The following is a 15425-nucleotide window of genomic DNA, read 5'->3' on the forward strand; positions in this document are numbered from 1 at the left end:
TGCCTTTGGGTCACCTTTGGGGGCACACTTGGTCGGCTTACACAAACCTGACAGACGACTGGTTCGGCCGGACGCTTTTTCGCTGGCCGAGGCGTCCGGAATGATGGAAGACAGCGAAGATGCCGCGCCAGGCGTGCGGTGACCTGAGTATCCGGCGGATATGCGATGCGCCTTCTGATCGTCGAGGACAATGCCGAGCTGTCGCGCCTCGTCGCTGGCGGGCTGGCGGCGGCCGGCTACCAGAGCGACATCGTCGGCAGCGCGGCCGAGGCGCGCGAGGCGGTGAGCAGCGTCAGCTATGCCGCGATGATCCTCGATCTCGGGCTGCCCGACGGCGACGGCCTGTCGGTGCTGCGCGAGTTGCGCGTCAAGATGGAACCGCTCCCCGTGCTGGTGCTGACCGCCCGCGGCGGCCTGCAGGACCGCGTCAGCGGCCTGCGCAGCGGCGCGGACGACTATCTCGCCAAGCCGTTCGCGATGGAGGAACTGGTGGCACGGCTGGAGGCGATCCTGCGCCGGCCGGGCCAGCTGCTCGGCCGCTCGCTCAGTCTCGCCAACCTCGTCTACGACACCGAGAGCCGCCAGATCTTCGTCGACGACCAGCCGCGGATTATCTCCGCGCGCGAGACCTCGGTGCTGGAGATTTTGCTGCGCCGGCAGGGGCGGGTGGTGCCGAAGAAGAACGTCGAGGACCACATCTTCGGGCTGGACGGCGAGGTCGCCTCCAACGCGGTCGAGGTCTATGTCTCGCGGCTGCGCAAGCAGCTCGCCGAACACGGCGCCAAGGTCGTGATCCATACCATCCGCGGCGTCGGCTATCTCATGGACGTGGAGAAATAGCGTGGCCCAGCCCGGATCCAACGTCGGATCCTATGCCGGGTCCTATGGCAGGTCTCCGACGTTCAAATCGCTGATCTGGCGCATCGTGTTCCTGCACATCCTGGCGGTCGCGGTGGTCGCGATCTTCCTGCCGCTGGTGCTGTTCTGGCTGCTCAATTCCGAGATCGACCAGCTGCATCGCGATGCCATGCGCGCCCAGGCCGAGGTGCTGGCGGAGCGCATCGTTGTTCAGCCGGGCGGCCTGCTGACGTTCAATCTGCCGGACAGTCTCAAGGGCCTCTATTCTGAAGCGTATGGCCGCTATCAGTACGATATTCGCGATGCCGAGGGCCGGCTGCTGTTCTCCTCGCATCGGCGCTCTGCCGCCACCGCGGCACCGCGCTCGTCGGAGAGCATTTCCGGCGCCGCCGTCACCCGCGACCTCGACGGCAAGACGGTGCGCATCCAGGTCGCCGAGGACCTCGCACACCGAGACGTCATCATCGACGACATCGTGTCGAATTTCTTCCGGCGCGTGGGATGGATCACCATCCCGATTCTGCTGGTCCTGCTCGCCACCGACATCATCATCTTCCGCCGCGCGATCGCGCCGCTGTGGAAGGCCTCCGAGGAAGCCAGCAATATCGGGCCGGCGCGCACCGACATCCGCCTGCCGACGGAGCAGATCCCGCGCGAGATCTTGCCGCTCGTCACCGCCGTCAACCAGGCGCTCGACCGCCTCGAAGGCGGCTTTCGGGTGCAGCGGCAGTTCACGGCGGATGCCGCGCATCAATTGCGCACGCCGCTCGCGATCCTGCGCACGCGGATCGAGACGCTCGACGATCGTGCGGCACGGCAGGCGCTGCATGCCGACATCGAAACCATGAGCCGCCTCGTCGCGCAATTGCTCGAGATCGCCGAGCTCGACACCCTGGTGCTCGATCCCGGCGAGACTGCGGATTTGCGCGCTGTCTGCGCCGAAGTGGTCGCCTCGATCGCCCCGTTCGCGATCGCGCAGCACAAGGACATCGCGCTCCGGGGTACCGACGCGCTTGTCAGGATCCACGGCAATTCGGAGATGCTGCAGCGCGCTGTCTTCAACCTCGCGGAAAACGCCATCAAGTTCACGGCAAAGGACACCACCGTCGATGTCGAGGTGCGCGAGGACGGTTCGGTGCGCGTGCGCGATAGCGGCCCGGGGATCGCGGAGGCCGAGCGCGAGCTTATCTTCCAGCGCTTCTGGCGCGCCGACCGCCGCCGCAGCGACGGCGCGGGACTGGGGCTTTCCATCGTGCGCGCGGTGGCGGACGACCACGCCGCCACGGTCGCGGTGGAGAACCTTCCGGGGGGCGGGGCCGAGTTCACGCTGCGGTTTCGGCTGGCGGAGGAGGCTGCTTCTTTCCCCTCTCCCCTCATGTCCGCCGAAGCCTTGGCGAAGGCGGATGTGGGAGAGGATGGCTCGCCGCGATAAGCGGCGAGACGGGTGAGGGGTTCTCTCCACGAGTCCCACTCTCAATCGCGCGCGTGGAGAGAACCCCTCATCCGGCACCGTAGCCGACGCTGCGCGTCGGCGTATGCTTAAGACGGCGGCCGTAGGCCGCCTATGCCGCCTTCTCCCACATCCGCCTTCGCCAAGGCTCGGCGGACATGAGGGGAGAAGGAAGAAAGCGCGCCCCTATTTCAGCTTGCCCGTGGACAGGTCCATGATCATGCGTGTGGCGAGATACAGCCGCGGCACGATGCTGCCCACCTGCACATATTCGGCGTCGTTGGAGTGCGCACCGAAGCCCGACAGGCCCATGCCCTCCACCACGGCTCCGCTGGTCTTCAGCGCGGCAAATGCCGCGTCGGTGCCGCCGCCGGTCGCCTTCTCGTCGACCTTGAGGGATAGGCCGATCTCCCCATAGATCGTCTTGCCGTAGGCGGCCACGCGGCGCGAGGCCTCATTCGCCTCTAACGGCGGGCGACGCACCTCGAACTTGAGGGCGACCTTGGAGTCCGGCAGCAGGCGATTCTTGATCTTGTCCTGCAGCGCCTTCTCCAACTCGTCGAAGTCGGACACCTTGAGCGCACGCGCATCGGCCTGGGCGGTGGCGTCGGCAGGGATCACGTTGCGGTTGGTGCCGGATTTGGAGACCGTCCAGTTCAGCTTCAGGCCCTGCTCCGGCTTCGACAGGTCCTTCATCTGCAGAACCTGGTGCGAGAGCTCGTACAGCGCATTCACGCCGCCCTCGGGCCTTGCGCCGGCATGTGACGACTTGCCTTGCACGCTGAGATAGGCCGAGCCGATGCCGCTGGTGGCGAGGCGCAGCGTGCCGTCCATTCCGCCGCCTTCGAACGAGAATACCGCGTCCTGATCCGAGGCGAATTTGGTGATGGTGCTGCGCCAGCCCGACGAGGAGATCTCCTCGTCGCCGTTCGTGAGCACTGTGAGCGTGCCGTAATCCCTGAAGCTCAGCTTTTGCAGTAGCGCCACGGTATGGAGGATGAGCGCGACGCCCTGCTTGTCGTCGGCGATGCCGAGGCCGTAAGCCTTGTCGCCGTCGATGCGGAACGGCTGATCCTTCAGCATGCCCTTCAGGTACACCGTGTCCATATGGGCGATCAGCATGATCTTCTTGGTGCCTGTGCCCTTGAAGACGGCGTGCACGGCCGGCCCGACCTTCTCGGGCGTGTCGTCGAGGCGATAGATGTCGGTGGGTTGCAGGATCTCCACCGTGCCGCCGAGCTGCTTGAGCTGACCGGCAACGCGCTCGGCGATCTGGTTCAGGCCTTCGATGTCCTTGCTGCCGGATTCGATGTTGACGAGATCGCGCAGCGTGTCGAGCAGCGGCTGCTGCTCCTTTTGCGCCAGCACATGAACATCGGCAATCGGCTCGGCCCGCACCATCGTTGCGGCACAGGCCAGCCAGAGCGAGGCGATCAACGGGCCAAGGACCGAGGGAGCAGGGTGCAATCGGGGCATGAGCGGCCGTCCATAGACTGAGGATGGCCCGGTATGCCTCCGTTTCCGGTGCTTGTCACGCGCGCCGTCGCGCGTCATGCGCCGCTTGAGCGGAGCACGACGGCGAGGGGCGTCCGCCGCTACTTCGACGGCGGTCCGAGATCCAGCGGCGGCAGCTCGATCTGCGGCACTTCGATCTTGATCGTGCTGGGATCGATGTTGGTCTGCACGCCCTTGTAGTGCATGACCATCGACGGGAACGCGATCACCAGGCCGACCATGATCATCTGGATGACGACGAATGGCACCGCGCCCCAATAGATCTGGCCCGTGGTGACCGGTTCCATCCGCTTGCCGGTGACGCGATCGGTGTATCGCTCCTTCGGCGCGACCGAGCGGAGATAGAACAGCGCAAAGCCGAACGGCGGATGCATGAACGAGGTCTGCATGTTGACGCCGAGAATGACGCCGAACCAGATCAGGTCGATGCCGAGGTGCTCGGCGGCAGGTCCGAGCAGCGGAATCACGATGAAGGCCAGCTCGAAGAAGTCGAGGAAGAAGGCCAGCACGAACACGAAGACGTTGACGAAGATCAGGAAGCCGACCTGGCCGCCGGGCAGCGAGGTGAGCAGGTGCTCGACCCAGACGTGGCCGTTGATGCCGTAGAAGGTCAGCGAGAACACGCGGGCGCCGACCAGGATGAACACGACGAACGCCGACAGCTTGGCGGTCGATTCCGTGGCCTGCCGGATCAGGTCCCAGCTCAGCCGCCGCTTCGCGGCACCGAGGATGAGGGCGCCGGCGGCACCCATCGCGCCGCCTTCGGTCGGCGTCGCGATGCCGATGAAGATCGTGCCGAGCACCAGGAAGATCAGGAACAGCGGCGGCACCATGACGAAGGTGGTCTGCTGCGCCATCTTCGAGAGGAAACGGAAGCCGGTGAGCTTGTCGATGACCCAGTTTACCACGGCCACGGCGAAGGCGAAGATGATGCCGCAGAACATGCTGAGCACGACGTAATCGGCACCATGCACGTTCGAATTGCGCATCATGAACCAACCGAACACGCAGCTCGCGAGGAACAGCATACCGAGCGAGACCAGGCCGCGGCTGCCACTCTCCTCGCGGAAGCCGATGGCTTCCTTCGGCAGGCCCGGGGTGGCCTTCGGGAAGAACATGCTGACGAGGAAGGCGTAACCGGCGTAGAGGCCGGCGAGCACGAGACCGGGGATGAAGGCACCTTCGTACATGTCGCCGACGGACTTGCCGAGCTGGTCGGCCATCACGATCAGAACGAGCGAGGGCGGAATGATCTGCGCGAGCGTGCCGGACGCGGCGATGACGCCGGCGGCCACGCGGCGGTCATAGCCATAACGCAGCATGATCGGCAGCGAGATCAGACCCATCGAGATCACGGAGGCGGCGACCACGCCCGTCGTTGCGGCGAGCAGCGCGCCGACGAAGATCACGGCATAGGCAAGGCCGCCGCGGATGGTCCCGAACAATTGGCCGATGGTGTCGAGCAGGTCCTCGGCCATGCCAGACCGTTCCAGCACAAGCCCCATGAAGGTGAAGAAGGGAATGGCGAGCAGCGTGTCGTTATTCATCACGCCGTAGACGCGCTCCGGAAGAGCCTGCAGGAAGTCCGGGCGGAACTCGCCGAGCTCGATGCCGACGATGGCGTAGAACAGGCCGACGGCACCGAGCGAGAAGGCCGCGGGGTAGCCAAGCAACAGCATGACGACCAGCGACGCGAACATGATGGGCGCCATATTGGCGATGATAAACGCGGTCATGATTTCCCCTAAACCGTCGCCAACGGCTACTTCTTCTCGATCGCTTCGACGAGATGCTCGACTTCCGCCTCCAGCGCCGACACCTGGGATTCATGCGGGTCCGGAATCATTCCGCGCATGACGGCAATTCGCTTGATCAGCTCGGAGATGGCTTGAACGAGCAGGAATGCGAATCCGATCATGATCAGGGATTTGGCGGGCCATTGCGGCAGACCGCCGGCGTTGCCGGATTGCTCGTTGATATGGAATGAGCGCTGGAAGAACGGCACGCCGGTGATGATCATGACGATGCACAGCGGGATGAGGAAGAACAGGTGACCGACCACGTCGATGAGGTTGCGGACCGTCTTCGGCAGCGTGTTGTTCACGATGTCGATGCGGATATGCTCGTTGTCGAGCAGCGTCCAGGGCGAGCACAGCAGGAACACGATACTGAACAGCACCCATTGCAGCTCGAGCCACGAATTGGAGGACGTGTCGAACGTCTTGCGGACGATTGCATTGACCGCCGAGATGATGACGGCGGCCACGATCAGCCACGCCAGGCGTTTGCCCGTCCAGCGTGTGAACGCGTCAATCCTTTGGCTCAGCTTCAGGAGCGCTTGCAACGATAGGTCCTCCCCGATGGTGTGCCCCGGCCGTCTTGACTGCGCCGAAGCGGGCGCGTGGCTTGTCTCGCCGCGCAGGCATGAGGCAGCCGCACCAAACCAGCGGCCGTGCCGCCAGTCAATCGGAAGTTTGTTGATAGTTAAGGGGAATAAGGCCGGAGTTGTACGGAGTTAGCCGCCGGTGACGCTCATGTGCCTGGAGACGCTGGGGCGATCGTGGCGGCGGTCGATGATGAAATCGTGGCCCTTGGGCTTCAGTCCGATGGCGCGGTCGATCGCATCCGCAAGCAGCATGTCGTCATCGGATGCACGCAGAGGTTTCCGCAGATCGGAGGCATCCTCGTGGCCGAGACAGGTGTGCAGCGTTCCCGTGCAGGTAATACGAACCCGGTTGCAGGATTCGCAGAAATTATGCGTCATCGGCGTGATGAAGCCGAGCTTGCCGCCGGTCTCGGTGACGCTGACATAGCGGGCCGGACCTCCGGTGCTCTCCGCTAAATCCGTCAGCGTGAATTGCTGGGCGAGGCGCGCGCGCACCAGCGACAGCGGCAGATACTGGTCGATGCGGCCCGAGCCGATCTCGCCCATCGGCATGACCTCGATCAGCGTCAGGCCCATGCCCTTGCCGTGGGCCCAGCGCATCAGGTCGGGAAGCTCGTCCTCGTTGAGTTTCTTCAGCGCCACCGCGTTGATCTTCACGGCAAGTCCCGCGCCGCGCGCGGCCTCGATGCCTTCCAGCACCTTGTCGATCTCGCCCCAGCGGGTGATCTCACGAAACTTCTTGGGATCGAGCGTATCGAGCGAGACGTTGATGCGGCGCACGCCACAATCGGCGAGCTCGCTTGCGTGTTTCGCCAGCTGGGTGCCGTTGGTGGTCAGCGTCAGCTCGTTCAGGGCGCCGCTCGACAGATGCCGCGACAGCGAGCGGACCAGCGTCATCACGTTGCGCCGGACCAGCGGCTCGCCACCGGTGAGCCGCAGCTTCTTGACGCCCTTGGCGATGAAGGCCGAGCAGAGCCGGTCGAGTTCCTCCAGCGTCAACAGGTTCGCCTTGGGCAGGAACGTCATGTCTTCCGACATGCAGTAGAAGCAGCGCAGGTCGCAGCGATCGGTGACGGAAACGCGCAAATAGCTGATGGTCCGCCCGAACGGATCGGTCATCGGGGTGGACAGCGCGGCGGATCCGTTCATGCGAGAGGCCTTGTCACTAACGGCGACGGGTGCACCTTGGCTTCAGCGGTGCTCGGCACCCAATCTAAGCATCGGACGCGACGAGGACAATCGGGTGGTATACGTAGATCAACGCCTGCCGGAGCAGCCACCACCAAATCTTGCCGCTCCCAATAGGCTGGCTCCGGCTAGCGCAACCGCGATGACATGACGCTTGAGCCATCCACTTCGTCTGCGACAAACCGCCACATAAGCCCCGGGCCGGACCTTAGGAGCGTCGTCCGGGGCAGGCAACCGGCGGGCTGCGCATAGTTAGTGGATGGTTAGTGCGGGGTCTCGCGGAATACCGTAGCGATATCAGTATCTTGATGAGGTCATGTCATCATCAGGCTGCTGGCGGCGGCCGGCAGGTCACGCATGTGATGGATCAGCCGGTCCGGCTTCAGCTCGGCGATCGGCACGTCGGTATAGCCAAAACTGACGCCGATCACCGGCACTCCGGCCCGGCGGGCCACCCCGACATCGGTTCCGGCATCGCCGACCATGATGCTGGCTTTGACCGCTCCTCCGGCCCGCGCCACCGTTTCACGAAAGATGGTCGGGTCGGGCTTCTGGACGCCAAAGGTGTCCGCGCCGCAGATCGCCGCGAAGCGGCGGCTGAGGTCGAGCTCGTCCAGCAGCCGCTTCGACAGCCATTCCAGCTTGTTGGTGCAGACGGCGAGGCGATGGCCTTGCGCGGAAAAATGGTCCAGCGCGGCCTCGAGCCCCTCGAAGGGGCGGGATTCGACGGCGATGTGATCGGCGTAATAGGCGATGAAATCCGCGGTCATCCGGTCCATGTCGGCGGGGGTGACGGTGCGGCCTTCGGCCTCCAGCCCCCGCTCGATCAGCTTGCGGGCGCCGGCGCCGATCATGTTGCGGGCCGAGGCCATCGGCACGGGCGGCAGCCCTTCGCGGTCGAGCACGTGGTTCAGCGCGGTGATCAGGTCGGGCGCCGTATCCACAAGCGTGCCGTCGAGATCGAAGACGATGGTGTGAGGGGAGGTCATGGTCCAAGCGCTACCGGCCCGGTCAGGTCAGTGCAAGGGGCGGCGCCATAAGTTCAGCTTATAGCCTGGTTCCCAGACCCTGTTCTCCGGCGGAAAACGAGGCTACATAGGCCGCCGAAAGCGGCCACGATCGGCGGCATGTTCGAGACTTCAGAGGCGGGCGCAAACGTGAATATGGACCAGTTGAAGCGACAGGCCGCGGCGCGCGCGCTCGAGGAGGTGCGGGACGGCATGCAGCTCGGGCTCGGCACCGGCTCGACCGCCAAGCATTTCGTCGAGCTGCTCGGCGAGCGCGTCGCCGCCGGGCTCAAGGTGATCGGCGTGCCGACCTCGGAGGCGACTCGCCTCGATGCTGTGCGGTGCGGCGTGCCGCTGACCACGCTCGACGAGATCGACCATCTCGACATCACCATCGACGGCGCCGACGAAATCGATCCGGCGCTCAACCTGATCAAGGGCGGCGGCGGCGCGCTGCTGCGCGAGAAGATCGTGGCGGCGGCCTCGGATCGCATGATCGTGATTGCAGATGACACCAAATGGGTGCCGACGCTCGGCCGCTTTCCGCTGCCGGTCGAGGTCATCCCGTTCGGGCTCGGCGCGACGCGCCGGGCGATCGAGAAGGCATTTGCCGAATGCGGCGTTTCCGGGCAAATGGCAGTCCGCAAAGCCAAGGAAGGCCACGTTTTCGTCACCGACGGCGGCCACTGGATCGTCGATGCCCAGCTCGGACAGATCGGGGATCCTGCCGGCCTCGCCAGCGCGTTGAGCGCGATTCCCGGCGTGGTCGAGCATGGGTTGTTCATCGGCTTGGCCAGCTCGGCTGTTCTGGCGGGCGGCGAGGGAATTCGCGTGATTGAACGGCGTAAGCCGAAAGGAGACTAGGAATGAAGAGCGTTTTGAGATTTTTGCCGGCTGCGACCCTCGCTGTGGGACTGGCCCTCTCGGTCGTCCCGGCCGCCGCGCAGCAGGCTGCGCCCAAGGCTGGCGCCGCACCCGCCCAGCCCAAGGCCTCGCCTGCGGCGATCGCGGCGGCGAGGGAGATCCTGCAGATCAAGAACGCCACCGCGATGTACGCGGGCGCAGTGCCCGGTCTGGTCGAGAAGACCAAGATCGCGCTGACCCAGCAGAACCTCAACTACCAGAAGGACCTCAACGAGGTCGCCCCGATCGTCGCCCAGCAGCTGCAAGGCCGCCAGAACGAGATCGGCGAAGGCATGGCGCAGATCTACGCCAGCGAGTTCACCGAGCAGGAGCTGAAGGATCTCGTCACCTTCTACAAGTCGCCGCTGGGCAAGAAGCTGATCGACGCCGAGCCGCGCGCCATCGGCCTGTCCATGGCCTTCATGAATTCCTGGGCCCAGAACTTCGCCGAGACCGTGATGGGAGCCTTCCGCGCCGAGATGCGCAAGCGTGGCAAGGAGATCTGACAGACACTATCTGATCAGGAATTCCTGACAGGGGTCGGAGTGGACAATGGCTGAATTCGACGTCGACCTCTTCGTCATCGGTGGCGGCTCGGGCGGCGTGCGTGCCGCCCGCATCGCGGCGGGCTACGGCGCCCGCGTGACGATCGCGGAAGAGTACCGCATGGGCGGGACCTGCGTGATCCGCGGCTGCGTGCCGAAGAAGCTGTTCGTGATCGGCTCGCATTTTCGCCACGAGCTCGAGGACGCCGCAGGTTTCGGCTGGACCGTTCCGCCTGCCAGCTTCGACTGGCCGACGCTGATCGCCAACAAGGACAAGGAGATCGCGCGGCTGGAGGCGGCCTATACCGCCAATGTCGAGAAGTCAGGCGCGCAGATCGTCAAGAGCCGCGCGGTGATCGAGGACAAGCACACCATCCGTCTGCTCGAAAACGACCGCAAGATCACCGCAAGATACATCCTGATCGCCACCGGCGGCGCGCCCAACCACGGCGCATCGATTCCCGGCATCGAGCACGTGATCTCCTCCAACGAGGCGTTCCACCTTGCGAGGCTGCCGAAGCGGATCGTGATCCAGGGCGGCGGCTACATTGCGCTGGAATTCGCCGGCATCTTCGCCGGCTTCGGCTCCGACGTCACTGTGATCTATCGCGGCGACAACATCCTCCGCGGTTTTGACGAGGACGTTCGCGTCCACGTTCGTGCCGAGATGGAGAAGCAGGGCATCACCATTCTCACCGGCTGCACGGTGAGCAAGGTCGACCGCCACGGCGATGAATTCACCACGCATCTGTCGAACGGATCGAGCATCGCCTCGGAGCAGGTGATGTTCGCGATCGGCCGCCATCCGGCGGTGGCCAATCTCGGGCTCGAGAACGCCGGCGTTGCCATTAATCCTGCGAATGGCGGCATCGCGGTCGATCATTTCTCCAGGAGCTCGGTCGACAGCATCTACGCGATCGGCGACGTCACCCATCGCTTCAACCTGACGCCGGTGGCGATCCGCGAAGGCCACGCCTTCGCCGACACCGTGTTCGGCAAGCGCGAGGTGAAGGTCGACCACGCCAACATCCCGACCGCCGTGTTCTCGCAGCCAGAGGTCGGCACCGTTGGTCTCACCGAGACTGAAGCGCGCGCGCAGTTCAGTCACGTCGACATCTACAAGACCTCGTTCCGCCCGATCAAGGCGACGATGTCCGGCCGCGACACCCGCGTGCTGATGAAGCTCGTCGTCGACGGCTCGACCGATCGCGTGCTCGGCTGCCACATCGTCGGCGATGCCGCAGCCGAGATCACGCAAGCCGTCGCGATCGCGGTGAAGATGAAGGCGACCAAGGCCGATTTCGACGCGACCATCGCGCTGCATCCGACCGCAGCCGAAGAGCTCGTCACCATGCGCACCCCGACCGCGCGCCACGTGCGCCAGGCCGCGGAGTAGGGCGTCTCCTAAGCGTAGAGATATCCGACAGGCTTGCCTTCGGTGCGGAGCGGACGAATGTCCTTCTGCGTGATGATCTGGCCGGCGAGACCGTCGATCTCGTCGCGCTGCGTCGGCGTCCAGCCGCGAAGGTCGTCGATACCCCTGAGAAGGCCGAGCCGGAGCACCTGCGTGTTCTCACCGACCGCAATGAGGCTGATCGAGCTCTTGCCTGCGGTCACGACGTCGCCGGCCGCGAGCTCGAAGGTCTCGCCTGCCTTGTTCCTGAATTCGGCCGTGCCGCGAATGACGCGATAGATCACGACCTCGCCCTTGGCGAACGAGGCGGCGTCCGCGGATGCCGATGTGCTCTTCGGCAGAAGCGACCGGCCGCGCGGATCGGTTGCGATGATGTGGCCGGTGACGAGCTGGCCGCTCGGTGCCTCGATGCCGATATCGCGCACGTAAACGGACAGCGCCGATTTGATCGAGCCGTCGCCAAGCGGCTTGAACAGTGCATCCAGCGCCAGGGGATCCTGAAGCCAGAAGCCGGCATTGGCCGGGCGATCGTGCAACGGATGGCTCCAGGCCACGCGCGGCGTTTCGGCTTCGTTGATCTGATCGGGACCGACGATGGTGGGATTCGGAAAGGTGGTGGGATCGGTGATGAAGGCTTCGAGGAATTTGCCCGAATAGCCCATCGAGACCGGATCCGGCACCACCGTCTGCGGCGTCTTCAAATTCTCTTCAGTTGGCAAACCCGACCAGGTGTAGAACAGCTGGCGATGCACGATCGCGCTTTGCAGCATCACCGCGCCGGGGCCGACATTGTAGAAGCGCCCGTCATAGTCGAACGTGAAAGCGCCCGAGGTGACCAGCACGAGCTGAAAGCCGCCGGGCGGCAGATGCAGATGGAAGTCGGTGGGACCGGTGTCGGGACGGTAGATCGGCAGATTGGTCGCGACTTCGTGGAGCAGGAAGGTTTCGTTGTTGGCGTGAAAGCCTTCATTGGCGCGATTGTAGAGCGCTTGCGGGCGATACGTCGCCTCGAACTTCGCTTTCCGATCGCGATCGATCGCGATGAAGTCCTGCGTGTTGAGGCGGAGCGGCGCGCCATTCGGATGGGTGAGGCCGGTCGTCTTGAGATCGCCCGCAGCATGCACGTTCATGACGTTCTCCGCTCTGCGCCGTTGCTTCGCTTGCAGCGTCATTGCGAATTTTGGGCCAGTTGGTTTGCGAAGCAGCAAGCGGGCCTGACGCCGCGATGCCGGCGTGCCCGTTCAGGAAAAATCCGGTGGTTGCACGGGAGGTTAGATCAACGGCTTGTTCTGCTGGTCGGACGCGTGCCGGGGATGCGCGCGTCCGGCGCAGTGAGGGGACCTGTCTAATTTGTCGGCAGGGCGGGAGTGCGCGTGCAGCGGCGGCGGTGCCGGATCGGTCCGATGGGCGCCTTCGGGATTTAGCGGAAACGTCGCGACAAGGCAGGGCGGCGATTGACAGATTGTTCACGTTTTGTTCTTATGCTGCAACCGAGATGGAGGCAGCCATGGACAACCGTATCAGCGAAATTCGCAGAACCATCAGAGCACTCCGCGTCAGCATGCGCGAGGCCGAAGCGATCATGCATGAGCAGATCAACCGCGACGAGGATTGCAGCTTCGTGGCGCAGGAAGTCATCAAGATGCGCTCGGTCATGAGCCTGCTCGCGAAGGAGCGGATCGCGCTCGGCGATCACGAGCCGATCGTCGTGAACAATTTCTTCATCCCGCGGCGCCGGCCGACGCGAAAGCCGGTCACGGCGCTTTCGCCGACCGCGGATTCCGTGTTCCGTCCGCGCGTGGTGGCGCGGGTTTGACGCAGAGGGCGGCTCAATCAAAGGCGTGAGGCGCGGCCCGATCCGGCTTGCCGGCCGGGCTGTCAGCCCACTTTGCCATCTCCATGGTCCGGGCGTCGACGCCCTCGCACCAGAAGCAGCTTGGCCGCGCGCGGCCGTTCTCGGACAGGATCGGGACCAGGCTGTGGCCGCAACCGGCGCACCAGGCGATGTCAGTCATGCATTCCCCCACGGCGTAGCAAAATTCAGAAATGACGTTCTCGTCCGGGAAGCTTGCGCGGGCGCTATGACGGCGCTGGAGCGCTGCGCCCGATCGGCGCGCTGGTTCCTGAGATCGTCGATGTAGCGATCCATCGTGACACGGCTGCGATGTCGTCGCCGTTTTCGCGATAGGCGCGAAGCTGGAATTCGGCCGAGCTGCCGCGGTCCACAATGACCCGGCAATGCTCGATCTCGGCGGCGCAGCCCAGTGCGTCGGCGTCCTCGGTGATGTCGTCGATGATTCGGGAGAGCATCTCCGAGATCGTGACCGGTCCGTCTCTGGAGGCGAAGATGCAATCGGTGCCGTAGCGCTGGGCGCGCCATTTATTCTCCACCGCAATTGCGCGTTCGACCGCGGTGACCCCCTTGGACAGATCCGGTCGCAGATAGAGGCGGCGCGTCAGGCAGCGATAGAGCGAGGCGATGGCGACGGCATCGTCGACGAAGGTGCAGGTGTCGGGCGCCCGAAGCTCGAGGGTTGGGTGCCGCATCGAGGGGCGCATCGCCCACCAGATGTGGCTCTCGTCGGGAATGACGCCGGAGCGCTGCAGCGCGCCGACATAGTCGTCGTAATCCTGCCTGCTCTCGAACAGTTCGGGCAGGCCGGTGCGCGGCAGCTCGGAATAGGCGGCGAGACGGTAGCCCTTCAGTCCGGTCTTGTGCGAATTCCAGAACGGGGAGGACGCGGACAGCGCGATGAACAGCGGCAGATGCGGCAGCATCGCCCGCATCACCGCCATGCGCTTCTCGGGATCGGGCAGCTGGACGTGCACATGCATGCCGCACATCATGTTGCGATGGCCGATGCTGCGCAGATCCTCGATCATCTCCTCATAGCGCGGTTTCGGGCTTGGCTGCGACATGCGCCAGACCGCGGTCGGGTGCGTGCCGCAGGCCATGATCACGAAACCATATTGCGCGGCGACGTTGGCGACTTCGCGCCGCAGGAAGCGAAGCTCTTCGCGGGCGTCGTTGACGTCGACGTGAACGTTGGTGGCGACCTCGAGCTGGGATTGCAGCATCTCCCGCATGGCCTGGCCGCCGGTCGACCAATTCGCCGATTCGAACAGCTCGTTCGGAGTTTGAATGGCGACGTCGAAGCTGCGGCGGTCCGCCAGGAAGTACTCCTCCTCGATGCCGAAGGAATATTCAGCCGCCTTGGCCCCGCCGCCGGCAGAGCGAATGACCAGGTGCTGCCTATCACCCGAGGAATCGAGGCGCAGCAGTTTCAAAACGTCCGAAGTAGATGTCATTGGCCACCCGGCAAAGGCATTACCTGCGGGCGATAATCCGTCTGACGGGGGCGGGTTCCGCGTCGCACTCACCGGAAATTGCAACGTCGAACGGAACAATCTTCACGTTTTCGGACGCGCGCGCGATCAGCGCGTGATTTGGCGGCACTTCGGACCAATCCGATTCCTTGTCGAAGGGTTCGGACACGACGATGACCTGGCCGCCGTCCTCCCGGTAATACAGCGTGTTTGCGGCGTCGTTGACCGCAACGCGAAACGCATAGAGATCCCGGCCGTTCGCGATCGCACTGGTGAAGCGCAGCCGTTCGCGCAGCTGCCCCTCGTTGACGAGGCCGACGAGGGCGTGCAGCACGCGCCGCGTCGCTTGAAGCGGATCGCTGTCGAGCCCGGCACCCATCATCGCCAGGAACACAGCCTCCGAATCGGTCGTGCCCAGCCGCGATGGATAATAGGCATCGGGGATCAGCGCCTCGACCTTGCGCCGCAGCCGATTCCAGCTCCCGACGAATCCGTTGTGCATGAACATCCAGTGGCCGCAGGCAAAGGGATGGCAATTCTGTCGCGTCACCGCCGTGCCGGTGGCGGCGCGCACATGGGCAAAGAACAAGTGCGAGCGCAGATGCCGGCAGAGGTAGCGCAGGTTTTCGTCCGACCAGGCCGGGCGGGTCTCGCGATAAAGGCCGGGCTCCGGATGCTCGCCGTACCAGCCGAGACCAAAGCCGTCGCCGTTCGAGCCCGCCGTGGATTGCAGCGAGCGGATGCTCTGCGCGACCAGCGAATGTTCGGGCTCGGTGACGTAAGGCTCAAACGAGGTGGTCTCGCCCCGGTATGCGATCCAGCGGCACATGGG

The 15425-nt window shown here is 64.6% G+C and carries 15 protein-coding genes; 6 read left to right on the top strand and 9 right to left on the bottom strand.

The genetic code is table 11. The annotated features are described in order from the left end of the window. Positions 1-165: 165 nt before the first annotated feature. Entirely contained in the window at positions 166-840 is a 675-nt protein-coding gene (locus BM190_RS04715; protein WP_092252367.1) for a response regulator, read from the top strand. 1 nt (position 841) lies between these two features. Then, positions 842-2290: a sensor histidine kinase gene (locus BM190_RS04720; RefSeq protein WP_092252369.1), complete on the top strand. Its 1449-nt coding sequence runs from the start codon at positions 842-844 to the stop codon at positions 2288-2290. A gap of 204 nt (positions 2291-2494) precedes the next feature. On the opposite strand, the gene BM190_RS04725 is transcribed toward BM190_RS04720, so the two are convergent. The 5 genes from BM190_RS04725 to BM190_RS04745 all read right to left on the bottom strand — a co-directional run bounded on the left by BM190_RS04725 (position 2495) and on the right by BM190_RS04745 (position 8386). Further along, complete coding sequence (locus BM190_RS04725) at positions 2495-3784, bottom strand: M20/M25/M40 family metallo-hydrolase (protein WP_092252371.1); 1290 nt, start codon at positions 3782-3784, stop codon at positions 2495-2497. A gap of 119 nt (positions 3785-3903) precedes the next feature. Next, on the bottom strand, positions 3904-5559 hold the full coding sequence (locus BM190_RS04730; RefSeq protein ID WP_092252373.1) for a TRAP transporter large permease: 1656 nt from the start codon (positions 5557-5559) through the stop codon (positions 3904-3906). Positions 5560-5585: 26 nt separating this feature from the next. After that, on the bottom strand, positions 5586-6167 hold the full coding sequence (locus BM190_RS04735; RefSeq protein ID WP_092252375.1) for a TRAP transporter small permease subunit: 582 nt from the start codon (positions 6165-6167) through the stop codon (positions 5586-5588). A gap of 171 nt (positions 6168-6338) precedes the next feature. Further along, the gene (moaA, locus tag BM190_RS04740; protein WP_092252377.1) at positions 6339-7358 is read right to left on the bottom strand and encodes a GTP 3',8-cyclase MoaA; all 1020 of its coding nucleotides are present in this window, start codon (positions 7356-7358) and stop codon (positions 6339-6341) included. 353 nt (positions 7359-7711) lie between these two features. Beyond that, positions 7712-8386: an HAD family hydrolase gene (locus BM190_RS04745; protein ID WP_092252383.1), complete on the bottom strand. Its 675-nt coding sequence runs from the start codon at positions 8384-8386 to the stop codon at positions 7712-7714. A 168-nt stretch (positions 8387-8554) separates the two neighbouring features. On the opposite strand from BM190_RS04745, the gene rpiA reads away from it, so the two are divergent. Genes rpiA through gor form a run of 3 tightly spaced genes read left to right on the top strand, consistent with a single transcriptional unit; the run spans position 8555 to position 11248 of the window. Next, positions 8555-9268, top strand: coding sequence for a ribose-5-phosphate isomerase RpiA (gene rpiA / locus BM190_RS04750; protein WP_092253038.1), 714 nt, complete (start codon positions 8555-8557; stop codon positions 9266-9268). Positions 9269-9270: 2 nt separating this feature from the next. Then, a complete protein-coding gene (locus BM190_RS04755; RefSeq protein WP_092252385.1) occupies positions 9271-9813 on the top strand; it encodes a DUF2059 domain-containing protein in 543 nt (180 codons plus the stop codon). A 46-nt stretch (positions 9814-9859) separates the two neighbouring features. Then, the gene (gene gor, locus BM190_RS04760) at positions 9860-11248 is read left to right on the top strand and encodes a glutathione-disulfide reductase (protein ID WP_092252387.1); all 1389 of its coding nucleotides are present in this window, start codon (positions 9860-9862) and stop codon (positions 11246-11248) included. Positions 11249-11256: 8 nt separating this feature from the next. Here the strand turns inward: gor and BM190_RS04765 are convergent, their stop codons facing one another. Beyond that, positions 11257-12396 carry a hypothetical protein gene (locus BM190_RS04765; protein ID WP_092253040.1) on the bottom strand — a complete coding sequence of 380 codons (1140 nt, stop codon included), beginning with the start codon at positions 12394-12396 and terminating at the stop codon, positions 11257-11259. A 377-nt stretch (positions 12397-12773) separates the two neighbouring features. On the opposite strand from BM190_RS04765, the gene BM190_RS40265 reads away from it, so the two are divergent. Beyond that, the gene (locus tag BM190_RS40265) at positions 12774-13082 is read left to right on the top strand and encodes a hypothetical protein (protein ID WP_244550597.1); all 309 of its coding nucleotides are present in this window, start codon (positions 12774-12776) and stop codon (positions 13080-13082) included. A 13-nt stretch (positions 13083-13095) separates the two neighbouring features. On the opposite strand, the gene BM190_RS04775 is transcribed toward BM190_RS40265, so the two are convergent. From BM190_RS04775 to BM190_RS04785, 3 genes are all read right to left on the bottom strand, one after another. Further along, a complete protein-coding gene (locus BM190_RS04775; RefSeq protein ID WP_018319991.1) occupies positions 13096-13281 on the bottom strand; it encodes a hypothetical protein in 186 nt (61 codons plus the stop codon). Positions 13282-13345: 64 nt separating this feature from the next. Then, positions 13346-14575 carry a carboxylate-amine ligase gene (locus BM190_RS04780; RefSeq protein ID WP_092252389.1) on the bottom strand — a complete coding sequence of 410 codons (1230 nt, stop codon included), beginning with the start codon at positions 14573-14575 and terminating at the stop codon, positions 13346-13348. A 19-nt stretch (positions 14576-14594) separates the two neighbouring features. Continuing rightward, the gene (locus BM190_RS04785) at positions 14595-15422 is read right to left on the bottom strand and encodes a class II glutamine amidotransferase (protein ID WP_092252391.1); all 828 of its coding nucleotides are present in this window, start codon (positions 15420-15422) and stop codon (positions 14595-14597) included. Positions 15423-15425 lie beyond the last annotated feature (3 nt).

Source organism: Bradyrhizobium sp. Rc3b, assembly GCF_900114915.1.
Lineage (GTDB): Bacteria > Pseudomonadota > Alphaproteobacteria > Rhizobiales > Xanthobacteraceae > Bradyrhizobium.